General features: G+C 30.2%; 23 protein-coding genes. 16 read left to right on the top strand and 7 right to left on the bottom strand.

Going from position 1 to position 21,993, the window contains the following annotated elements:
* Window positions 1-227: 227 nt before the first annotated feature.
* The 5 genes from sarA to HMPREF2561_RS06765 form a co-directional block, all read right to left on the bottom strand.
* Complete coding sequence (sarA, locus tag HMPREF2561_RS06745) at window positions 228-602, bottom strand: global transcriptional regulator SarA (protein ID WP_002448898.1); 375 nt, start codon at window positions 600-602, stop codon at window positions 228-230.
* A 315-nt stretch (window positions 603-917) separates the two neighbouring features.
* Window positions 918-1,733: an efflux RND transporter periplasmic adaptor subunit gene (locus HMPREF2561_RS06750; RefSeq protein ID WP_256275919.1), complete on the bottom strand. Its 816-nt coding sequence runs from the start codon at window positions 1,731-1,733 to the stop codon at window positions 918-920.
* Between the two features lie 270 nt (window positions 1,734-2,003).
* Complete coding sequence (locus HMPREF2561_RS06755) at window positions 2,004-2,930, bottom strand: DMT family transporter (protein WP_049379660.1); 927 nt, start codon at window positions 2,928-2,930, stop codon at window positions 2,004-2,006.
* 180 nt (window positions 2,931-3,110) lie between these two features.
* On the bottom strand, window positions 3,111-3,332 hold the full coding sequence (locus HMPREF2561_RS06760; RefSeq protein ID WP_017176027.1) for a DUF2922 domain-containing protein: 222 nt from the start codon (window positions 3,330-3,332) through the stop codon (window positions 3,111-3,113).
* 32 nt (window positions 3,333-3,364) lie between these two features.
* Window positions 3,365-3,571: a sigS mRNA-stabilizing protein SroA gene (locus HMPREF2561_RS06765; RefSeq protein ID WP_002448893.1), complete on the bottom strand. Its 207-nt coding sequence runs from the start codon at window positions 3,569-3,571 to the stop codon at window positions 3,365-3,367.
* Between the two features lie 142 nt (window positions 3,572-3,713).
* Between HMPREF2561_RS06765 and HMPREF2561_RS06770 the strand changes: the two genes are divergently transcribed.
* From HMPREF2561_RS06770 to HMPREF2561_RS06815, 10 genes are all read left to right on the top strand, one after another.
* Window positions 3,714-4,271: a tyrosine-type recombinase/integrase gene (locus HMPREF2561_RS06770; RefSeq protein ID WP_048683106.1), complete on the top strand. Its 558-nt coding sequence runs from the start codon at window positions 3,714-3,716 to the stop codon at window positions 4,269-4,271.
* Between the two features lie 14 nt (window positions 4,272-4,285).
* A complete protein-coding gene (locus HMPREF2561_RS06775) occupies window positions 4,286-6,688 on the top strand; it encodes a DUF4040 family protein (RefSeq protein ID WP_070468568.1) in 2,403 nt (800 codons plus the stop codon).
* Window positions 6,675-7,100 carry a Na+/H+ antiporter Mnh2 subunit B gene (gene mnhB2, locus HMPREF2561_RS06780; protein WP_002455676.1) on the top strand — a complete coding sequence of 142 codons (426 nt, stop codon included), beginning with the start codon at window positions 6,675-6,677 and terminating at the stop codon, window positions 7,098-7,100. Before HMPREF2561_RS06775 ends, mnhB2 begins: the two co-directional genes overlap by 14 nt.
* Window positions 7,097-7,444 carry a Na+/H+ antiporter Mnh2 subunit C gene (gene mnhC2 / locus HMPREF2561_RS06785; protein ID WP_002448875.1) on the top strand — a complete coding sequence of 116 codons (348 nt, stop codon included), beginning with the start codon at window positions 7,097-7,099 and terminating at the stop codon, window positions 7,442-7,444. Before mnhB2 ends, mnhC2 begins: the two co-directional genes overlap by 4 nt.
* A complete protein-coding gene (mnhD2, locus tag HMPREF2561_RS06790) occupies window positions 7,434-8,933 on the top strand; it encodes a Na+/H+ antiporter Mnh2 subunit D (RefSeq protein ID WP_025987150.1) in 1,500 nt (499 codons plus the stop codon). The genes mnhC2 and mnhD2 overlap by 11 nt, the downstream gene beginning before the upstream one ends.
* A complete protein-coding gene (gene mnhE2 / locus HMPREF2561_RS06795; protein WP_019834898.1) occupies window positions 8,930-9,412 on the top strand; it encodes a Na+/H+ antiporter Mnh2 subunit E in 483 nt (160 codons plus the stop codon). The genes mnhD2 and mnhE2 overlap by 4 nt, the downstream gene beginning before the upstream one ends.
* Window positions 9,409-9,711, top strand: coding sequence for a Na+/H+ antiporter Mnh2 subunit F (mnhF2, locus tag HMPREF2561_RS06800; protein ID WP_017176022.1), 303 nt, complete (start codon window positions 9,409-9,411; stop codon window positions 9,709-9,711). Before mnhE2 ends, mnhF2 begins: the two co-directional genes overlap by 4 nt.
* On the top strand, window positions 9,686-10,186 hold the full coding sequence (locus HMPREF2561_RS06805) for a Na+/H+ antiporter subunit G (RefSeq protein ID WP_019834899.1): 501 nt from the start codon (window positions 9,686-9,688) through the stop codon (window positions 10,184-10,186). The genes mnhF2 and HMPREF2561_RS06805 overlap by 26 nt, the downstream gene beginning before the upstream one ends.
* 193 nt (window positions 10,187-10,379) lie before the next feature.
* Complete coding sequence (locus HMPREF2561_RS06810) at window positions 10,380-12,419, top strand: cation:proton antiporter (protein ID WP_019834900.1); 2,040 nt, start codon at window positions 10,380-10,382, stop codon at window positions 12,417-12,419.
* 190 nt (window positions 12,420-12,609) lie between these two features.
* Window positions 12,610-13,257 (top strand): metal-dependent transcriptional regulator, encoded by a 648-nt coding sequence (locus tag HMPREF2561_RS06815; protein WP_049379658.1) that lies wholly within the window; start codon window positions 12,610-12,612, stop codon window positions 13,255-13,257.
* A 41-nt stretch (window positions 13,258-13,298) separates the two neighbouring features.
* Here the strand turns inward: HMPREF2561_RS06815 and HMPREF2561_RS06820 are convergent, their stop codons facing one another.
* Window positions 13,299-14,042, bottom strand: a complete 744-nt coding sequence (locus tag HMPREF2561_RS06820) for a M50 family metallopeptidase (protein WP_049379657.1) — start codon at window positions 14,040-14,042, stop codon at window positions 13,299-13,301.
* A gap of 178 nt (window positions 14,043-14,220) precedes the next feature.
* On the opposite strand from HMPREF2561_RS06820, the gene tarA reads away from it, so the two are divergent.
* The gene (gene tarA / locus HMPREF2561_RS06825; protein ID WP_049379656.1) at window positions 14,221-14,979 is read left to right on the top strand and encodes an N-acetylglucosaminyldiphosphoundecaprenol N-acetyl-beta-D-mannosaminyltransferase TarA; all 759 of its coding nucleotides are present in this window, start codon (window positions 14,221-14,223) and stop codon (window positions 14,977-14,979) included.
* Window positions 14,980-15,026: 47 nt separating this feature from the next.
* Here the strand turns inward: tarA and tagH are convergent, their stop codons facing one another.
* The gene (gene tagH, locus HMPREF2561_RS06830) at window positions 15,027-15,821 is read right to left on the bottom strand and encodes a teichoic acids export ABC transporter ATP-binding subunit TagH (RefSeq protein WP_017176016.1); all 795 of its coding nucleotides are present in this window, start codon (window positions 15,819-15,821) and stop codon (window positions 15,027-15,029) included.
* Window positions 15,822-16,135: 314 nt separating this feature from the next.
* Between tagH and HMPREF2561_RS06835 the strand changes: the two genes are divergently transcribed.
* From HMPREF2561_RS06835 to HMPREF2561_RS06855, 5 genes are all read left to right on the top strand, one after another.
* The gene (locus HMPREF2561_RS06835) at window positions 16,136-16,948 is read left to right on the top strand and encodes an ABC transporter permease (RefSeq protein WP_049379655.1); all 813 of its coding nucleotides are present in this window, start codon (window positions 16,136-16,138) and stop codon (window positions 16,946-16,948) included.
* Between the two features lie 222 nt (window positions 16,949-17,170).
* Window positions 17,171-18,265, top strand: coding sequence for a teichoic acid glycerol-phosphate primase TarB (gene tarB / locus HMPREF2561_RS06840; RefSeq protein ID WP_025987151.1), 1,095 nt, complete (start codon window positions 17,171-17,173; stop codon window positions 18,263-18,265).
* Window positions 18,262-19,326 (top strand): glycosyltransferase family 2 protein, encoded by a 1,065-nt coding sequence (locus HMPREF2561_RS06845; protein WP_017176013.1) that lies wholly within the window; start codon window positions 18,262-18,264, stop codon window positions 19,324-19,326. The genes tarB and HMPREF2561_RS06845 overlap by 4 nt, the downstream gene beginning before the upstream one ends.
* Before the next feature lie 105 nt (window positions 19,327-19,431).
* A complete protein-coding gene (gene tagD, locus HMPREF2561_RS06850; protein ID WP_017176012.1) occupies window positions 19,432-19,830 on the top strand; it encodes a glycerol-3-phosphate cytidylyltransferase in 399 nt (132 codons plus the stop codon).
* 306 nt (window positions 19,831-20,136) lie between these two features.
* Window positions 20,137-21,864, top strand: a complete 1,728-nt coding sequence (locus HMPREF2561_RS06855; protein ID WP_070468570.1) for an ABC transporter ATP-binding protein — start codon at window positions 20,137-20,139, stop codon at window positions 21,862-21,864.
* Window positions 21,865-21,993 lie beyond the last annotated feature (129 nt).

A 21,993-nucleotide genomic window follows, 5' to 3' on the forward strand; every position in this document is an offset into this window, starting at 1 on the left:
AAATTATCTACAATAGAATATCTAAGGAAACAGAACAACCTAAAGGGTGGGGTTCTAGATATAAAAAAATTATTAAACAATGTTTATAAATATTAGAATGAAGTTATTCTACAGAAAACAACATCATATAATATGAATTATGGCTATAAAAGAGGCCCGTAGACGAATGTTATCTACGGGCTATTATTCTAGGTTTTTTTAAGTTCTAGTCTCTTTAGGGTTTACTATTATAATTCTGTTTCTTTATTAGCTTCTTCGATTCGTTTGTTAACTCTATTAAGTAATTCATCAATTTTTGTACGTTGCGTTGCATTTACAAGAATCAATACTGTTCTTTCATCATGCTCATTACGTTTTTTATCGAAGTAATCTTCTTGAGATAAATTTTTCACTGCTTTTACTACTTGAGGTTGCTTGTAGTTTAAGTGATTAATAATATCTTTTAAATAATACTCTTCTTCTTTACTTTGACTAATATAAGTTAAAACAGCAAATTCTTCAAAGCTAATTGAAAATTCTTTTTTAATAATGCTTTTTAATTTATCTGCATAAGTAATCATTGCTAATAATTCAAAGCAGTCATTAATTTTTGAAATAGCCATTTTAAGACCTCCCCAACTAATATTCTTTCTATTTTTTATGCATCCGTTAAATTTATCTATATATAACGTCAACTATTAGTTTAAAAAAGCTATTAATAATTTAGATTAAATAAATTAATTTAATTCTATTTTATTTAGTTAATTATAACTAAATAAAATTAGAAAGTAAACGAAAATGCACTTAATAAAACAATATTTTGATTAATTAATACTTTGTTTATAAAAATAAGCAAATTTTATAAAAGATTTAATTAAGAACAATTATTATGATACTCCATATTATAAAATTAAAGTTTAATATACTAAAATAAAAGATTATTCGGTGCTTTCTAATAAAGATGTAGAAGGATGCGTAATAATTTTATCACCAATATTTAATCCATTGGATACCATAATATACCCACTTTTTTTACTTTTAATATATTTAATGTTTCTTTTTATAATTTTTTTATTATGTATAACTAGAACATAATTTTTATTGTAAATGACTTTATTGGGTAATTCATATTCTGTTGTTCCTAAGTGAAGATTAAAATGGTATCCAATAGGGTAGGAAGGATCTGTAGAAATATCTACGTTATAAAAAGAGGAAGATGTCTCAGTTTTATAAGGAATAGAAGAAATAGATAAAATTTTTCCTTCAAATTGCCTAGTATTTTTAATAGAAAATTGAACAAGTTGATTATTTTTAAGCTGTTTGAGTTGAGATTCATTGATTTTAGCACGAATGATTCGTTCATCACTATTAATTTGCATAATTTCAGTATGAGATTTTGAAGGGAAAGGGTGAAGTACAGTGACTCGACCTTTAATAGGAGCATAAATACGTGTTTGAAGTTGTTGCTGTAAGTTGAGTATATCATTAGATAATTGAACTTGTTGGTTGAAGTTATCGGAGGATATTTTATTTGAGTGTTGTATTGAAGATAAAAGATTCTTTTTTGCAAGAATATGTTTTTCAATGTGTGGATTATAATATTTAAATATGGGTGTATCTTTAGATATCGTTTCGTTATTTTTTACTAGAATATCTGAACTAATACCTAATGAGGGCTCATAATAAAGTGTATAACTTTGTTTAGCTTGCTGAACGCCTTGAAAAGAAAGAGAGTAATGTGGTTTTACAGTCATCGTTTCTATTTTGCTTAAATGAGTAGTTTTAGGAATCTTAGAATAAATATAAAATCCAAACGAAATAATAAGGAGAAGGAGGAGGGTTACCAGTATTGGTAAAGGGGATAAAAACTTTTTCAAATATAATCACCTCTAAACATTAATATGCATTTATTATACAAGTTTAGAGCTAAATACAACATAATTAAATGATGACATCAAAAAAGTCTTCTCAATTATTTCATTAAGAAGACGAAGATTTAGATAAAAGTTTAATTTTATTAGCCATTAAAATAAACGTAATAAAACAATACCAATTGCTATAGCGATTAATCCTATAAATTTACGGAAAGTCATTTCATTTTTAGGTACACCAATGCCAAAGTGATCAATAATGACGCCCATTATCATTTGACCAAGCATTGCGACAATAGTTGTAAGAGCAGCACCTAAATAGGGCATTAATATAATATTAGATGTAACGAATACGACACCTAAAATTCCACCAATAAAATAGAGCGGTTTAATACGACCGAAATGATGTTGTGATAGTTTAATTTTTAAACTTCTATTAAATATGATTGTTAGAATAAATAACGCAATAGTTCCAACAGTAAAAGAAACTAGTGCAGCGAATAAAGAAGAATGCATTTGCTTTGAAAGTCCGCTATTGATTGTAGTTTGTAGTGGAGGCGCAAATCCGAAAATAAAGCCAATGAACAACCAAATATAAAGTGAGATATTTCTTTTATCTTTAAGTTTATTTTTAGGTATATGATTCATAAGAAGAATTCCGAATAATAAAACAATAATTCCCACACCTTTTAAAAAAGTAAAAGATGTTTGATTGGCTCCAAGTAATCCCAATGTATCAATAATAACACCCATTATGATTTGACCAGCAACTGTCATCACAACCGTAAGTGCTGCACCTAATCTTGGAAGAAGTAATAAGTTACCTGTTAAGAAACATACACCAAGCAAGCCACCAACCCACCAATGATAATCAATAGAGTGACCAGCATAAAATGAGCTTGAGAACATTTGGATATTAAAAATGATATTAAGTATTAATAAAAATAGAGTGCCTACAAAAAAAGAAATCGTAGAGGCATAAAAAGATGATTCTGTAAATCGACCTAATCTAGAATTAATCGATGTTTGAATAGGCACCATCATACCAGCAATAATTCCAAGTACAAATAGAAAAAGCAAACTTAATTCCTCCATTATTTTTACTATCAAATATGATTATTATACGTAAATTTATAAAAAAATTCTATACTAAAAAAGAGAACGGAAAGAATTCTGTTAGAACTCTCTATCCATTCTCAATCTACTGTTTAGAAGACGTGAAGTAAAATTTGATATTGTAACTTACGTCTACTATGTCAATTAATTTAATTCAAATAAAACAGTTGTTGTTTTATCTACAATCTGAGCTGAAGCGACTTTACTTGGAGCGCCACTGGTAAATCTTAAAACATCTAACTTAATGATATTTTCCATTGCTGATTGTACATTAGCTTCTGTTATTGTTGCTGAAATTTGTGGTAATTGTAACTTAGCTGTTTTGTTTAGGTTTGTCTTAAATATAAGTTCTAACGTTTTTGACATTGTTCATACCTCCTTTTTAATAAAAGCATTCATTAAACTAATCCTTGAGTTTTTACAACTTCAACTTTATCGAAAGATTCTTCAATCAAATTTGAAATTGTTGTTACAAATGATTTGATGTCTGCTTCAGAAGCACGTGTATTAATGTTATTAAATCGACGTTTAATTTCTTTAGCTTTTCCATTTGTATCATGTGTAACGTGAGTACAAATAACAGATAACTGAGTAATTTCGTTCATCTTACTTTCACCTCCTTACACTTTATATATCGAAAATATTTTTAAAAAAAGTAACTTGAAGTCAAAAATAATTGAGCGAAATATTTTAATGTTACTAAAATATGATATATCATTAAATAAGAAACTTTTTTGAGGTGGATAAATGAATTATGTAGAACCTATTAAGAAAAAGAATGATATTAAGAAGATGTATCACGTGTTACAAATGAAATCAGACAGAGATTATCTTTTATTTAAACTGGCTATACATACAGGTATGCGACTTACTGACTTATTACATCTTAAAGTTGAAGATATAAAGAATAAAGAAAATAAAGAAATAAAGACAGCTTGGATTCAACAAAGTGCCCCATTTATCAAAATTATGCTTCCTTCTGATTTAAGAAATGAAATTGATACATATATCTATGAAAATCAGTTGAAAGATGATCATCTTTTATTTCAGTCTCTTCGTACACATAAAGAACTTTCACGTCAGCAAGCTTATCGAATTATTCACCACGCAGCTAAAGAATTAGGCCTTTTACATATTGGTTTAACTACTCTACGTAAAACTTTTGCATATCATGCTTATAAATCGGGTATTTCTATTGCGATTATTCAAAAATATTTAGGACACCAGACTACGCATGAAACTTTGAAATTTATTGGTTTGTCACCTAAAGAAGATCATCATACAATTATTGCTTTGAATTTATAAAAAGGAGGGTTTTGATGAGTTTAATTTATTTACTAGGGGCACTTTTACTAATCATAGGTATGGTTCTAATCACTTTATTTATTAGACCTCTAAGACGCTATGCGGGATATATTTCCCTATTTGCTCCAGTAATTGCTTCTGTTTATTTCTTATCTCAAATTCCTAGTGTACTTCATCAGAAAGTGATTTCTTTTAAACTAGCTTGGATGCCAGCTATCGATTTGAATTTAGATTTAAGACTAGATGGACTTGGATTAATGTTTGCTTTAATTATTTCTATTATAGGGATAGCTGTTTTCTTTTACGCTACTCAATATTTAACGCCTAATGGTGATAACTTACCTAGATTTTTCATATACTTACTTTTATTTATGTTTAGTATGTTAGGTATAGTAATATCTAATAATACCATTCTTATGTATATCTTCTGGGAACTCACAAGTGTTTCATCTTTCTTACTTATTTCGTATTGGTATAGTAATGCAAATAGTCAGCTAGGTGCAATACAGTCATTTATGATTACGGTATTTGGCGGCTTAGCATTATTAACAGGTTTTATTATGTTGTACATAATGACAGGTACGAATACAATTACTGAAATTTTATCGCAAAGTCATCATATTAGTGAGCAACCTTTATTTATTCCAATGATCATTATGATGCTTATTGGAGCTTTCACAAAATCAGCTCAATTTCCATTTCATATTTGGTTACCTAAAGCTATGGCTGCGCCAACCCCTGTAAGTGCCTATCTACATTCAGCAACAATGGTTAAAGCAGGTATATTTTTACTATTTAGATTCACACCTGTATTAGGCTTAAGTAATAGTTATATTTATATTGTTACTTTTGTAGGATTAATCACAATGATGTTTGGATCTCTTACAGCTTTAAGACAATATGATTTGAAAGGAATTCTTGCCTATTCTACAGTTAGTCAACTTGGGATGATTATGACAATGGTTGGTTTAGGTGGAGGTATTGCGCAGCATCCAAGTGGACCAATGGCTAAAATTTACACATTAGTTTTATTTGCAGGGTTGTTCTATGTCATGAATCATGCGTTATTTAAATGTACGTTATTTATGGGCGTAGGTATTATTGATCATGAAGCGGGCACAAGAGATATTAAAAAATTAAATGGTATGAGAAAATTCTTTCCTAAAATGCACGTGAGTATGACGCTTGCAGCATTATCAATGGCGGGAGTACCATTTTTAAATGGTTTTTTAAGTAAAGAAATGTTTTTTGATTCTTTAGTTAAATCTATTGAATTAGAGCAATTTAGTTTAACTTTAACCATCATAATTGTGGCATTAGGCGTGATTGCAAGTATATTCACGTTTGTCTATGCAGTTTACATGCTAAAAGAAACATATTGGGGAGAATTTAATGAAAAAGAAGTTCCTAAAAAGCATATTCATGAGCCGTGGTTGTTCAGTTTACCAGCAATGATCTTTGCTGTGATGCTACCTGTTATCTTCTTTATCCCAAATACCTTTACGCATCCGATTGTTTTACCTGCATTAAGAAATGTCACAAACTTAGGTATCCAAGTTGATAAGATGGCACCACATGTATCCCAGTGGCATGGTATTAATTTACCGCTTATTTTTAGTATCATTGTTATTATTTTAGGAATTATTTTAGCAACAAAAGTAAATTGGAAAGTGTTAACGCACCGCTTAATCAAAACAGCATCGATTACAAATTCCTATCGTAAAGCTTATAGCATATTTGAACATTATGCTGGTTGTAGTATTCGTGGTGTAATGACGAACCGATTAAATTACTACAATGTGATTACGCTTTTAGTGTTTTCACTATTTGTAGCGTATGGCTTTTTAAGAGTAGGGTTTCCTAAACTACATCTAATGCATGTTACTGACTTTGGGCCTTTAGAAGTGCTGCTTGCGATTTCAATCAGTGTTGTTGGTATAGCACTTGTCTTTATAAGACAACGTTTAACGATGGTAATATTAAATGGAATTATTGGCTATTCAGTTGCATTATTTTATTTAATCATGAGGGCACCTGATTTAGCTTTAACACAACTTGTAGTAGAGACGATGACTACAATATTATTCATTGTTAGTTTTTCACGCTTACCAAATATTTCCCGTAAGAAAGCAGATAAGAAAAAAGAAATGATGAAAATTGTTGTAGCATTCATTTTTGCAGGCGCAGTGGTAACACTTGTGTTTATGGCACAACAAGGTGATGGTTTAGAAACTATTTCTAAATATTATATGAATGCAAAAGAACTCACAGGTGGTAAAAATATTGTGAATGCCATTTTAGGTGATTTTAGAGCACTTGATACTATGTTTGAAGGCTTGGTATTAATTATTGCTGGTTTAGGTATTTATACATTATTAAATTACAAAGATCGGAGAGGTCAAGATGAAAGAAAATGACGTAGTCTTAAAAACAGTAACTAAAATTGTTGTATTCATTTTACTTACTTTTGGTTTCTACATTTATTTAGCGGGTCATAATAATCCAGGAGGAGGATTTATTGGTGGTCTCGTCTTTAGCTCAGCTTTTATCTTGATGTTTTTAGCTTTCGACGTAAAAAAAGTATTGGATAGTTTACCTATCGACTTTAGAAAATTAATGATTATTGGAGCGCTTATTTCTTTAATCACAGCAATTGCGCCTACCTTTTTTGGCAAATCATTTTTATATCAAAGTGAATTTACACTTCATTTACCAATATTTAATGAAATGCATATTACTACAGTGACGATTTTCGAATTAGGCATAGTACTTTCAGTAGTGGGTGTGATTGTCACAATTATGTTGGCATTGAGTGGGGGTAAATCATGAATCTTATTTTATTACTAATCATAGGATTTCTCGTATTCTTAGCGACATACATGATATTATCTTTAAATTTAATTCGTATTATTGTAGGGATTTCGATTTATACGCATGCGGGTAATTTGATTATTATGAGTATGGGTCACTATAGTGACCACGTAACAGAACCGCTTATTCGTGGTTCAAATACCAACTATGTCGATCCATTATTGCAAGCACTTGTTTTAACTGCAATTGTTATTGGTTTTGGTATGACAGCTTTCTTACTTGTATTAGTTTATCGAACATATCGTGTTACAAAAGAATCAGAAATTGATGTGCTTAGGGAGGATGAAGATGATGAACAGTAACTTATTAATCCTTCCGATTCTCTTACCACTTCTTTGTGCATTATTACTTGTATTTACGAAGAATAAAAATAGAGTTTCGAAGATTTTATATATTGGAACAATGACGGTTAATACGCTAATTTCGCTAGCTTTATTAATTTATGTGATGAATCATAAACCAATCACTTTAGATTTTGGTGGTTGGAAAGCACCTTTTGGTATTCAATTTTTAGGTGATACTTTAAGTTTACTCATGGTAACAGTCGCTTCTTTTGTAGTGACTTTAATTATGGCGTATGGATTTGGACCTGCTGAAAAACGTGTGAATCGCTATTACTTACCAACATTTATTTTATTTTTAACTACCGGTGTGATTGGTGCTTTTTTAACTTCTGATTTATTTAACCTCTATGTGATGTTCGAAATTATGTTACTTGCATCATTTGTGCTTGTAACATTAGGACAATCAATAGAACAATTAAGAGCAGCCATTATCTATGTTGTTTTAAATATTATTGGTTCTTGGTTATTTTTATTAGGTATTGGCTTACTTTACAAATTAGTAGGAACATTAAACTTTTCTCAAGTTGCCTTACGCTTAGATGATATTCACAATAATGAAATGGTGGTTGTCATTGCAATTGTATTTATGATTGCATTTGGTTCAAAAGCATCGTTAGTGTTATTTATGTGGTTACCTAAAGCTTATGCAGTATTAAATACTGAGCTCGCAGCTTTATTTGCAGCTTTAATGACGAAAGTGGGAGCATATGCTTTAATTCGTTTCTTTACTTTATTATTTGATCAACATCCAAATATTACACACCCAATACTTGTATTTATGTCTTGTATTACAATGATTATTGGTGCTTTTGGAGTCATTGCATTTAAAGACATAAAGAAAATTGCAGCATATCAAGTTATTTTATCAATTGGTTTTATTATTTTAGGCTTAGGATCAAATACATTTGCTGGAATTCATGGTGCTATTTTTTATCTAACAAACGATATTGTAGTAAAAACATTATTATTCTTTATTATTGGTAGTTTAGTTTATATGTCTGGTTATAGAGAATATAAGTATTTATATGGTTTGGCAAAGAGAGAGCCTTTCTTTGGCGTAGCATTTATCGTTATGATTTTCGCGATTGGCGGGGTTCCTCCATTTAGTGGATTCCCTGGTAAAGTGCTTATTTTCCAAGGTGCGGTTCAAAATGGTAATTATATCGGATTAGCACTCATGATTTTAACAAGTCTTTTAGCAATGTATAGTCTATTTAGAATACTATTTATCATGTACTTTGGAGATGCAGATGGCGAGCAAGTTGATTACAACCCATTACCTGCTCATCGAAAAGGTATGATTGGCATACTAACTGTAGTTGTACTAGTTATGGGTCTTGCGGCACCAATTGTTATGAATGTTACTAAAAATGCAACAGAGTTAAATACAAATGATGCTTACTTCCATCACTTAGTTAATCCGCATTTAAAGGAGGAGAATAAATGAGACAAATTGTATTGAATATCTTAATTGCTTTTCTATGGGTACTCTTTCAAGACCAAGGTTCTTTTTTATTCTCTACCTTTGTATCTGGCTATCTTATAGGATTAATTATCATTTATATACTGCATCGATTCTTTGGTCAAGAATATTATTTAGTAAAAATATGGATAGCTATTAAGTTTTTAGGTATATATTTGTATCAGTTAATTACTTCAAGTCTTAGTATCATTAAATATATTTTATTTAAAACAAAAGATATGAATCCTGGTCTTCTCACATATGAAACAGAGTTAAAAAGTGATTGGGCCATTACATTTTTAACCATTTTAATTATTATTACGCCTGGATCGACAGTGATTAGAATTTCAAAATTAACCAATAAATTTTTTATTCATAGTATAGACATTTCTGAAAATGAAAAAGCTAATTTGTTAAAAAGTATTAAACAATATGAACGTTTAATTATGGAGGTGTCACGATGATCCAAGCGATGACTAACTTTTTTAGTACAGGAGCTTTAATATTATTTGGTATTGCATTTATTATTGGATTGTTTCGTTTGATTAAAGGTCCTACAACAGCAGACAGAGTTGTAGCATTTGATGCAGCCAGTGCCGTCATTATGTGCATTGTTGGGGTGGTTAGCGTGATTTATGATACTGATGCGTACTTAGATTCAATTATGTTGATTGCGATCATTTCATTTGTAAGCTCTGTATCTATTTCTAGATTTATTGGAGGAGGTCGGGTATTCAATGGAACTCATAAAAAGCGTCACTGAGTTGATTGCGTCTATCCTTATTTTTCTAGGAAGTATTATTGCAGTGATTAGTGCAATAGGCATTGTAAAATTTCAAGATGTTTTTTTACGTAGTCATGCTTCCACGAAAAGTTCAACGCTTTCTGTATTACTTACTTTAATCGGGGCATTAATATACTTTACAACGGTGCAAGGTTTCTTTAGTGTTCGTTTGTTATTATCCATTGTCTTTATTAATTTAACATCTCCTGTTGGTATGCACCTTGTTGCTAGAGCAGCTTATCGAACTGGAGCATACATGTATAGAAAAGATGATGCACCAAGACAATCTTCCATTTTATTAAGTTCAAAAGAATTTAATACAACAGATGAGTTAAAAAGTCGTGCTAAAAAAAGAGAAGAACAACGAGAAAAACTGTATTATGATATTAAAAAACATAGAGCTGAAGAAAGAAAACAACATGGTGATAAAAATATTGAAGATTTAGAAGAATAATTGCATATCTTAATAATTTTTAAGTGAATTATTTTGAAAGTGCAAGTTAGTTAATCTGAATATAGTTTAATGATAAAATTGATATTAAATTGAGAGCATAAGAACGGTAGATAATAACTACATACGTTTAGAATAAATAAGATGATAATGTATCTTATATCTCAAATTAAATATGAAATAATGGGGTGAAAGTTTGGAAATATTTGAAACGATTCTCATATTTCTAGCTGTTGTTATTGTAAGCTCCTTTGTTCATACTTTTATTCCTAAAGTACCTCTTGCATTTATTCAAATCATATTAGGAATGATCCTCTTTATATTGCCTGTACCAGTTGAATTCAATTTTGATTCTGAACTCTTTATGCTAGCTACCATTGCACCTTTATTATTTGTTGAAGGTGTTAATGTATCTAGGGTACATTTACGAAGATATATTAAACCTGTCATGTTAATGGCATTAGGCTTAGTAATTACTACCGTCATAGGTGTAGGGTTATTTATTCACTTAGTATGGCCAGATTTACCAATTGGTGCAGCGTTTGCGATTGCCGCAATTCTCTGTCCTACCGATGCTCCGGCAGTGCAAGCTATTACTCAAGGTAAAGTATTACCAAAAGGTGCAATGACGATTTTAGAAGGTGAGTCTTTATTAAATGATGCTGCAGGTATCATTTCATTTAAAATAGCAGTAGGGGTACTTGTTACTGGCGCTTTCTCATTATTTGAAGCGATTCAACAATTCTTAATTGCTTCAATAGGAGGGGCCATTGTAGGATTGTTAATCGGTATATTACTTGTTCGATTCCGTCTAACATTAACACGACGTGGTATTGAAAATATTAATATGTTTGTATTTCTTCAATTGTTAACACCTTTTGTAACCTATCTTGTGGCAGAACTATTCCATGCTTCAGGTATTATTGCTGCTGTAGTAGCCGGACTTGTTCATGGTTTTGAACGTGACCGTATTGCTCAAACACGTACACGCCTTCAACTAAGTTATAACCATACGTGGAATATTTTAGGCTATGCGTTAAATGGTTTTGTATTCTCAATACTTGGCTTCTTAGTGCCGGAAGTCATTGTAAAAATTATTAAAAGTGAACCACATAACTTACTTTTCTTAATAGGAATTACTTTATTAGTAGCATTGGCTGTATATGTATTTAGATTTATTTGGGTTTATGTACTATATCCTTTATTTTATCTATCAGTCAGTCCATTCCAAAAATTAATGAATGATGATGGAACAAATACGAAAGAGAAACCCCCTAAACGAAGTATGTATGCGTTAATTATGACTTTTTGTGGTGTTCATGGAACAATTTCACTCGCAATCGCATTAACGTTACCTTACTATTTAGAAAATCATGAGTCATTTAAGTATCGTAATGACTTACTCTTTATTTCTTCAGGTATGGTTATTTTAAGCTTAGTGATTGCACAAATCATTTTACCTTTTGTTACGAAAAATGCGCCTCCACCTAAAATAGGAAGTATGAATTTTAAAGAAGCAAGAATTTATATTTTAGAACACGTGATTGATTATTTAAACAAACGTTCCTCATTTGAAACAAGCTATCGATATGGAAATGTTATTAAAGAATATCATGATAAACTAACTTTCCTAAAATCAGTAGAAAAAGATGACGAGAATTCAAAAGAGCTGGAACGTTTACAACGAATTGCTTTTAACGTAGAAACAAAAACGCTTGAAAAATTAGCAGACGAAGGCGAAATTACGGAAAGCATGTTAGAAAACTATATGCGATTTGCTGAACGTACACAAGTTTATAGACAAGCTTCACTCATTCGTCGTATTATTGTTGGAATTAGAGGATTACTTTTGAAACGTCATATTCGTACACGTACAAATGCAGCTTCATCATTAAGTGTTACTGAAAACTTAATGGAACTTTCTAAAATCAATAAAAGAGTCCATTATAATGTTGTAAGCCGACTTGTTAAAGAGGCAAATGAAGATAATAAATTAGAAGTGGGTATGATATGTGATGGATATTTAATGAGAATAGACAACTTATCACCATCTAACTTCTTTAACACACGTTCTGAAGATTCAATTACTAAAATTAAGTTGAATGCTTTAAGAGAGCAACGTCGTATTTTAACTGAACTTATTAGTGATGAAGAGATTACAGAAGCGACAGCTTTAAAATTACGTGAGGCAATTAACTATGATGAAATGGTTATTGTAGACAGTTTAACTGACTAATTTAATAATTCAATAATGATTAATACTAAACCTAAGACAACTCGCTATGTCTTAGGTTTTTTTAAGTATAAATGGAAGGTTTAACATTGAAATTTAAGATATATTCCTCTTATTGTAAGATAATAGAAGACAATCACATTACGCAACCATTCGTGATACAATAAGATGAAACTGTTTATGAGGTGAAATCATGTTAACTGAAGAAAAAGAGGATTATCTCAAAGCAATTCTAACTAATGGTGGTGATAGCGCTTTCGTTTCAAATAAAATACTATCTCAATATTTAGATATAAAACCACCTTCTGTAAGTGAAATGGTAAGTCGTTTAGAAAAAGCTGGATTTGTTGAAACTAAACATTATAAAGGGGTAAAACTCTCTAAAGAAGGTCTCTCTCATACACTCGATATTATAAAAAGACATCGTTTATTAGAACAATTTTTAATTGAAGTGTTAAATTATAATTGGGAAGAAGTACATCAAGAAGCGGAAATTTTGGAGCATAAAATTTCTGACTTATTTTTAGAAAGGATAGATAAACTGTTAAATTATCCTGAAACTTGTCCGCATGGAGGAGTTATTCCAAGAAATTATATTTATAAAGAAAAGTATAATGACTCATTACTTGAATATGATGAAGGAGACATAGTAAACATTAAACGTGTTCGCGATAGAACGGATTTACTTGTTTATCTATCCAGTAAGCATATTTCAATTGGAGATAACATTGAAATAGTATCCAAAGATAAAACCAATAAAGTCATGATTATAAATAATAATACAACTATGACGATTCTAAGTTATGATAATGCAATGAATATATTTGTAGAGAAAAATTAAACAAACCGTCATCTATTCAATTTGAATATGATGAGCCGTTTTTAAATCATAAATTTGTATATTAAATATAAAGAGAAACCGTTAATCATAATCCAAAATAGACTATAAAATAATGTTGGTAAATGTGTCAATTCAGCTAAAGTATTACCATCCCAATGTGTTTTTACTCTTTGGAAAGTCAATAATATAATTGTCCAACTAGATTGCAAAACTTCTCCTAATAGGACACCTAAGATAAGATGGCATAGGAGGACTACGATATAAAAAATCATAAATTGATTATTGTCTTGCAATAAAAAATACAATAATGAAATTAAAATGATTAAAACGATAATGGGAGACAATTTTCGAGATGTTAAAATAAGGTAATACATAAATATCAAACTATATAAGATTAAAAATAAGCTTGGATAGTTAAAATGAATGGTCCAAAAACCTATCATTAACATGATTGGTGGCATGACATATCCACCTAATGTCGTAATACATTGTCCAGTAACTGATTTAGATTGTGTTATTGCATAGCCTTGTTGTAACGTTTCTTTACGTTCACTAGGGCGTACAACAATGACAAGATCTTTAGCATGCCCCCCACTTAACTTATTAAATAGAATATGACCCATTTCATGAGTCAGTACTGGAATATAATTTAAATAAATATCTAAATATTGATTAAAAGAACAATGTCGATTTTGATGAATAATGATATAAGATATTGCTATAATAATGACTAAATAAATATTTAAGATAACAGTCGTAGTTAAAAATTGTTGCAAATAATCCATAATCAACCTCACGTTAATAGTATGACTTCTATTATAAATCATTAAGATAAACTGGACCTTTAGACTTTAGACGTATTTTTGAATACAATGACAAAAATAATATATGATGAATAAGTTGAGGTTATTATAAATTCATTACAACATATAAAGAGGGTAAGAAAGCAGGGAGTTAACGTAAATGTATAGTTCAAAAAAGAAAAAAAACGATAAAGTAGATATATTAGGCGTACAATTCGATAATGTGACAATGTTGGATATGGTTGAAAATATTAAACATTTTTTTGAAAATAATACAAATGATAACTTGTTTATTGTAACTGCTAATCCTGAAATCGTAGTGTATGCTTCTGAACATGTAACCTATAGAAAGCTTATAAATAGTGCAAGTTATATCATTGCGGATGGTACAGGTGTAGTTAAAGCTTCTAATAGATTAAAACAACCACTAAAGCGACGTGTACCAGGTATTGAACTTATGGAAGAATGTATTAAAGTTGCACACGAGCAAAGTCAAAAGGTATACTTGTTAGGATCAAAAAATGAAATTGTTGCGCAAGCACAACATAAATTACAACAGAAATATCCTAATGTTACTTTTGAGTATCATCATGGGTATATTGATCTGTCAGATGAAACTGTAGTGAAAAGAATTCAACGTTTCAATCCTGACTATTTGTTTGTTGGAATGGGCTTTCCAAAACAAGAAGAATGGATTCAAAAAAATGAAAGTAATTTTAAGCATACAGTAATGATGGGGGTAGGTGGCTCGTTAGAAGTGTTTAGTGGTACTAAAAAAAGAGCGCCCCGTCTTTTTAGGAATTTAAATATTGAATGGGTATACCGATTACTTATTGACTGGAAGCGAATAGGTCGTATAAAAAGTATTCCTAAATTTATGTTTAAAGTTTGGAAATTGCAGAATAAGAAGAAAAAATAAAAGAGGATGAGACTTAAGCCTATGAATCGCTTAGGTCTCTACCTCTTTTACTTTACAACAAACCGTTTTTCATCAAGTTGTTGTCTAAATGCTTTTTGATCTTTTTTAGATTTTTTCTTAAAATCTTTTAAAAATTGCTCATATTTAGGTAACACTGTATCTAATTCACCAAATTCTTTTAGCTTTCCACCTTCAATCCAAGCGATTTTAGTACAGAATTCACGCACTTGTCTGATATTATGACTTACAAAGAAAATCGTTTTATTTGCTTCTTTAAACTCATATATTTTATCTAAACATTTTTGAGTAAATGTTTGATCGCCAACAGATAGTGCTTCATCGATAACTAAAATGTCAGGATTAATCGTTACATTGATAGAGAAACCAAGTTTCGCACGCATACCGCTTGAATAGTTTTTAACAGGTTGATAAATGAATTCGCCAAGCTCACTAAATTCAATAACTTGAGGCATAAGTCTTTTAATTTCTTTCTTTTTAAACCCCATACAAAGCATTTTAAATTCAATATTTTCAATGCCTGTCAGTCTCCCATTTAAACCGGCATTAATGGCGATGACACTTACTTCACCATGACGATCTATATTTCCAGAACTTGGAGATAATGAACCACCAATCATATTGCTTAACGTGGATTTTCCTGAACCATTTATACCTACTAAACCAATCACATCACCTTCATAAGCAGTAATAGACACATCATTTAAAGCAAAGAAGGTTTTGTTTTTATTTTTAGGAATTAACGCATCTTTGATACGTTCTTTATTATTGCGATATATTCGATATTCTTTTGTCACATGATTTATGTTAACAGATACGCTCATGATTTTTCCTTTCTTATGATTTATTATATAGATTATAATACATCACTCAATAGTTGTTAAATTTATTAACCTAGTGTAAAGTGTATATGAGATTTTGTATCTTTTTTGTAAACAATATATTAATTTTACTTTCTTTTCTGAATTAAGTCTATCCTAATAAAATTTTCGACGAATAAGTTGCGTAAATATATAATGGATTTATATGAATCATTTTAAACGTTGATTTAGAAATTTTATAATAAAACGATTTTAATCAGTAGTTAAAGAAATTAAAAGCCATTATGAATTTACAATTGAAAGTGTGGTTTATTTCAATGTCGGCAGTAGGAACTGTTTTTAAAGAACATATAAAAAACTTTTATTTAGTGCAACGACTTGCACAATTTCAAATTAAAATAACAAATACAAATAATTACTTAGGTATGGCTTGGGAATTACTTAACCCAGCACTTCAAATTATGGTGTATTGGTTTGTCTTCGGTATGGGAATTCGTAGTAATCAACCGATACATGGCATTCCATTTATTTTATGGTTACTAGTAGGAATTAGCATGTGGTTCTTTGTTAACCAAGGTATTCTTGAAGGTACGAAATCAGTATCTATGAAGTTTAACCAAGTAGCGAAAATGAATTTTCCTTTATCAATTATTCCAACTTATATCGTAACAAGTAAATTTTATGGCCATATTGGCTTATTAGCACTTATTATTGCAATTTGTATGGGAAATGGTATTATGCCGTCTATCCATATTGTCCAATTGTTAATTTACGTACCACTAACATTTTTCTTTGTGGCTTCTGTAGCACTTTTTACATCAACACTTGGAATCATTGTTCGTGACACACAGATGATTATGCAAGCATTACTAAGAATTTTATTCTATATGTCTCCTATTTTATGGATACCAAAAGATACTGGAATTAGTAGCGTAATTAATGACATTATGAAATTTAACCCTGTATACTTTTTAGCTGAGTCTTACCGTGCAGCAATTTTATTCCATCAATGGTACTTTATTGAACATTGGAGATTACTTCTTTATAATATGATTATTATTTTAGTATTCTTTGTATTAGGGTCTATATTACATCGTAGATATCGAGATCATTTTGCAGATTTCTTATAAAATGTGTGCTAGATAAATCAATACTTACATTTATTAGTAGAGAGCCTGAAATGTATTAGATTGCATTTCAAGCTCTTTAGTATATATATCATGAATAAATATAAAATATCGACGATGTCGATAGAGATGTATGTGAAAAGGATAAGGAGTAGAGACAAAATCAATGTATTTCTGTCCTACTCTTTCTTTATAAATTATTTTATTAACGAGTAAGGGGATTAAATGATGACAAGAGTAGTGATAAAAAATATTTATATGACACTTATTACTATCGTAAACCAAATTTTTAGATTTAAACGACTAAAATCGAATCATATTGCGATTTTAATGACATTTCCCGAAGACGTTATGCCAATAATTGAGCAATTAAATCAGAAAGGTTATGAATTAACAGTCATTGCTAAAGAAAAAGAATGGGCTAAGCTAAAGCAATTTAAAAATGTATCTTTTGTTCCTGCAGGAAATAATCATATAGTGAGACATATCAAGACGATAAGTACAGCAAAAGTGATTGTGATTGATACATATTATCTTATGCTCGGAGGGTATCATAAGAAAAAAGGACAGACCATCATCCAAACATGGCATGCTTCAGGTGCTTTAAAAAATTTTGGTTTAACGGATCATCAAGTAGATTTAAATAATAAAAAAATGGTTCAACAATATAAAAGCGTTTATAAGGCTACTGATTATTATTTAGTCGGTGGAGAAGAGATGAGTAAATGTTTTGAAAGTGCTTTTGACGCTAAGCGCACTCAAATGCTTAAGTTGGGTCTACCTCGATTAACCAAATATTTTAAACTAGACCTTAAGACGGAGCAAAAAAAGTTAAAAAAATATTATAATATTCCTAATAAATTAGCATTATATGTGCCTACTTATCGTGAAAATCAAATGGATAATCGTCAAATTGATAAAGTATATTTTGAAAAGCAATTACCCAACTATACTCTCATTAATCAACTTCATCCATCAATCCCTAATAGTGAGCATATTGCGCCAACATCAGAACTAATAATGATGGCTGATATTATTATTAGTGATTATAGCTCTCTACCAATAGAAGCTAGTTTACTCAATAAGCCTACATTATTTTATGTATTTGACGAAGAAGAGTATGAAGAGGTACGTGGATTGAATCAATTTTATCGCGATATTCCAACATTTTATAAAGTGAAACATATAGATGAATTAGTGACTAAGATTAAATATAATGAAAAAGAAATAAAACCATTATTTAAAAATTGGCATAAATATAATAGTGAAAAAAGCTTAGAAAACGTATTGAAATTTATTGAAAAGTTGGTGAAAGAATGAAATTAGCGGTTATTATTCCAGTATACAATGCTGAAAATACAATTCGAAAAGCAGTTAAATCGATTGATACAACACATGACGTAGAAATTATTTGTATTAACGATGGATCAACAGATCGTACAAAACAAGTGTTAACTGAATTGCAAAAAGAAGTTAAACATCTCATTGTTTATCATCAAGACAATCAAGGAGCGGCAAAAAGTAGAAATATGGGTCTTTCTGCAATGTCAGATGATATCGATGCGTTTATGTTCTTAGATGCAGATGATCAATTTTTACCTGGAAAAATGGATCAAATGATTCAATATTATGAAAAAAATGAGCATCTAGATATTGTGATTGGGCAAATCGGTAGAGGATTGAATGGCGACTGGAAAGTTATTCCAACACACGAAGACATTCATCGTGAAGCAATAGTTTCTTTAGCAGAAGCGCCAGAAATACTTCAATCTATTGGACCAGGTGGCAAGTTATTCAAAGCTAAATTTAATACACTAAGATTCGATGAAGATGTAGTATTTTGTGAAGAACATACATTTGTCACTCGTGCTTATTTAATGGCAAGGGATATCCAACTAGTTCCTTTTATAGTATATGGATACAATGAGCGAGAAGGTTCTATTACAGATCAACGTGCAGATACGTTTATATCTTACTTAGAAGATGCTAGAAAAGTTCGATGTGAAGTCATGGATATGTTATTACTTGTCAACGAAAAAGCATATTATAGTTATCGAATGGATGACTTAATTGTCAGCTATCTCATTCAAGCATATTTAATAAAATACAGTAAAGTGACACTTCAAATTATAGACAAAATCACTCAATATATCAGAGATATGCAACATACAAATTATTCTGGAGAAGCGTTGTTTAGAATAGTACAAGCCGTAGAGCAAAGTGCGACTCATTGGACACGTGAGACCTATGAGTTATGGAGACATACACTTATTGATGTAGGAATTGGGAGACCTGGTTTTTTACGTTTTCAAGCACAAGTAATGCCTAAAAAATTAGCATTCAGTGGAAAGCAATCATTGAAACGTATAATGAATAAGTAAATGAGAAAGGGTCTGGTCAATATAAAATTAATGGTATGTTAAATATATTTATGCTAAATTAAGATTATTAATTAATGTTAAATATTTGTAAAGGAGAAAGGAAATATGAGAAGAGTCATTACATATGGTACATATGATTTATTACATTATGGTCATATAGAATTACTAAGAAGAGCTCGTGAAATGGGTGATTATTTAATTGTAGCTTTATCTACAGATGAATTTAACCAAATTAAAAATAAAAAATCTTATTATGATTTTGAACAACGTAAAATGATGTTAGAATCTATTCGTTACGTTGATTTAGTGATTCCAGAAGATGGATGGGGTCAAAAAGAAACAGACGTTGATCGTTATGATGTTGATGTGTTTGTTATGGGCCATGACTGGGAAGGTCAATTTGACTTCCTAAAAGACAAATGTGAAGTTGTATACCTAAAACGCACGGAGGGTATTTCAACAACTAAAATTAAACAAGAGCTATACGGAAAAGATGCAAAATAATAATGTATTGAAGGCATATATAAACGCCTTAGAAGTTTAGCTATGTCTCAATCTTTGATTAAATCAAGTAGATAACAATAATTTGTTTGATTTGACTCATCCTTTTGGGAGTGAACAGTGAATTCAAAACGAATTCTAGGGCACTCCTATTTTTATGTAATAAAACATTTTAAATAAAATGCTATACTAAGAACAATCAATCAAATTACCAGTTAAAATACATTTTAATGTACATTTAAATTAGGATAAACACTAAATATAATATCAAAAATACAAATACAAATTGATGATTAAAGAGGTTTATTTATGAAACAACACAATCCATTATTTTTTCTATTTAAACGATTGTCTTGGCCTTATGGTTTAATAATAACTGCTGTTATCATTTCTTCGTTAGGAAGTCTTAGCGGATTATTGATTCCACTGTTTACAGGTCGCTTAGTAGATAAATTTTCTACTAATAATATTAATTGGAATATTGTCGTTCTATTTGCAAGTATATTTATCATTAATGCATTACTTAGCGGTTTAGGTATTTACCTCTTAAGTAAAATTGGAGAAAAAATGATTTATGGTATTCGTTCATTATTGTGGGAGCACATGATTAAACTGAAAATGCCATTTTTTGACAAAAATGAAAGTGGTCAGTTGATGAGTCGTTTAACTGATGATACTAAGGTCATTAACGATTTTATCTCTCAAAAATTACCACAATTACTACCAGCTATTATCACATTGATTGGTTCTATTATTATGCTGTTTATTATGGACTGGCAAATGACTTTACTGACTTTCATAGCTATTCCAATATTTATGGGTATTATGATTCCACTTGGAAGACGTATGCAAAAAATTTCAAAACATACCCAAGCAGAAATTGCCAATTTTAGTGGGTTATTAGGTCGTGTATTGACAGAAATGCGTTTAGTAAAAATTTCTAATACTGAACAAAAAGAATTAAATAATGCACATTATAACTTAAATGAAATATATAAATTAGGTTTAAGACAAGCAAAAATAGTAGCGATTATTCAACCTATTTCAAGTGTAATTATGTTATTAATGATAGCCATTATTTTAGGATTTGGTGCCATTAGAATTGCTACAGGTGCTATTACAGCAGGTGCTTTAATAGCTATGATTTTTTATGTGATGCAGTTATCTATGCCGCTTATGAACTTATCTACACTCGTTACTGATTACAAAAAAGCTGTAGGTGCAAGTCAACGTATTTATGAAATTATGCAAGAACCCGTTGAACCGATGGAACAGTTAAAACCCATTGCTAATATCAACATTGAGAATGGAGCACTTGAATTTAATAACGTAGAATTTAAATATGATGTAAAAACGATTCTTGATCATGTATCATTTCGTATACCTCAGGGTGACATTAGTGCTTTTGTTGGTCCTTCAGGTTCTGGGAAAAGTACTATTTTTAATTTAATTGAACGTATGTATGATATCGATAATGGTGATATTACATATGGCAATGAAAGTATTTATGATATTCCAATTACAAATTGGCGTAGCAAAATTGGATATGTCATGCAGTCAAACTCTATGATGACAGGAACAATTCGAGATAATATCTTATATGGTATTAACCGTAATGTCTCTGATGAAGAACTAATTAAATATGCAAAACTAGCAAACTGTCATGACTTTATTATGCAATTTGATGAAGGATACGATACATTAGTGGGCGAACGTGGATTAAAACTGTCCGGGGGGCAACGACAACGTATTGATATCGCTAGAAGTTTTGTGAAAAATCCAGACATATTGTTACTTGATGAAGCTACTGCAAATCTTGATAGTGAAAGTGAACAAAAAATTCAAGAAGCTTTAGAAGTATTGATGAAAGGTAGAACAACAATAGTGATTGCACACCGTCTGTCTACGATTAAAAAGGCAGGTCAAATTATTTTTATTGATCAAGGATGTGTGACAGGTGAAGGTACACATGACGAATTAATGAAATATCATGAGAAATATCATCAATTTGTGACTACACAAAATATAAATAAATAATGGATGTCGAACATCCAAATATCACGATGATAAAGTAATCTATAATTTTACAGTGTAGATGAAAAAATCTTAGACTGATAAGATATAGTTAGTACACAAACACATTGCTTAAAAATTAATTGAATAAAC

Source organism: Staphylococcus sp. HMSC069E10 (assembly GCF_001809205.1).
Classification (GTDB): domain Bacteria; phylum Bacillota; class Bacilli; order Staphylococcales; family Staphylococcaceae; genus Staphylococcus; species Staphylococcus hominis.

Excerpts from the sequence above, each read along its gene's own strand:
- mnhF2 (WP_017176022.1), top strand. The coding sequence starts at position 9,409 with ATGATCCAAGCGATGACTAACTTTTTTAGTACAGGAGCTTTAATATTA.
- tagH (WP_017176016.1), bottom strand. The coding sequence starts at position 15,821 with ATGAGCGTATCTGTTAACATAAATCATGTGACAAAAGAATATCGAATA.
- HMPREF2561_RS06845 (WP_017176013.1), top strand. The coding sequence starts at position 18,262 with ATGAAATTAGCGGTTATTATTCCAGTATACAATGCTGAAAATACAATT.
- HMPREF2561_RS06760 (WP_017176027.1), bottom strand. The coding sequence starts at position 3,332 with ATGTCAAAAACGTTAGAACTTATATTTAAGACAAACCTAAACAAAACA.
- tagD (WP_017176012.1), top strand. The coding sequence starts at position 19,432 with ATGAGAAGAGTCATTACATATGGTACATATGATTTATTACATTATGGT.
- mnhB2 (WP_002455676.1), top strand. The coding sequence starts at position 6,675 with ATGAAAGAAAATGACGTAGTCTTAAAAACAGTAACTAAAATTGTTGTA.
- HMPREF2561_RS06750 (WP_256275919.1), bottom strand. The coding sequence starts at position 1,733 with ATGACTGTAAAACCACATTACTCTCTTTCTTTTCAAGGCGTTCAGCAA.
- HMPREF2561_RS06765 (WP_002448893.1), bottom strand. The coding sequence starts at position 3,571 with ATGAACGAAATTACTCAGTTATCTGTTATTTGTACTCACGTTACACAT.
- sarA (WP_002448898.1), bottom strand. The coding sequence starts at position 602 with ATGGCTATTTCAAAAATTAATGACTGCTTTGAATTATTAGCAATGATT.
- mnhC2 (WP_002448875.1), top strand. The coding sequence starts at position 7,097 with ATGAATCTTATTTTATTACTAATCATAGGATTTCTCGTATTCTTAGCG.
- HMPREF2561_RS06815 (WP_049379658.1), top strand. The coding sequence starts at position 12,610 with ATGTTAACTGAAGAAAAAGAGGATTATCTCAAAGCAATTCTAACTAAT.
- HMPREF2561_RS06820 (WP_049379657.1), bottom strand. The coding sequence starts at position 14,042 with ATGGATTATTTGCAACAATTTTTAACTACGACTGTTATCTTAAATATT.
- HMPREF2561_RS06855 (WP_070468570.1), top strand. The coding sequence starts at position 20,137 with ATGAAACAACACAATCCATTATTTTTTCTATTTAAACGATTGTCTTGG.
- HMPREF2561_RS06775 (WP_070468568.1), top strand. The coding sequence starts at position 4,286 with ATGAGTTTAATTTATTTACTAGGGGCACTTTTACTAATCATAGGTATG.
- HMPREF2561_RS06770 (WP_048683106.1), top strand. The coding sequence starts at position 3,714 with ATGAATTATGTAGAACCTATTAAGAAAAAGAATGATATTAAGAAGATG.
- HMPREF2561_RS06835 (WP_049379655.1), top strand. The coding sequence starts at position 16,136 with ATGTCGGCAGTAGGAACTGTTTTTAAAGAACATATAAAAAACTTTTAT.
- HMPREF2561_RS06805 (WP_019834899.1), top strand. The coding sequence starts at position 9,686 with ATGGAACTCATAAAAAGCGTCACTGAGTTGATTGCGTCTATCCTTATT.
- mnhE2 (WP_019834898.1), top strand. The coding sequence starts at position 8,930 with ATGAGACAAATTGTATTGAATATCTTAATTGCTTTTCTATGGGTACTC.
- mnhD2 (WP_025987150.1), top strand. The coding sequence starts at position 7,434 with ATGAACAGTAACTTATTAATCCTTCCGATTCTCTTACCACTTCTTTGT.
- tarB (WP_025987151.1), top strand. The coding sequence starts at position 17,171 with ATGATGACAAGAGTAGTGATAAAAAATATTTATATGACACTTATTACT.
- tarA (WP_049379656.1), top strand. The coding sequence starts at position 14,221 with ATGTATAGTTCAAAAAAGAAAAAAAACGATAAAGTAGATATATTAGGC.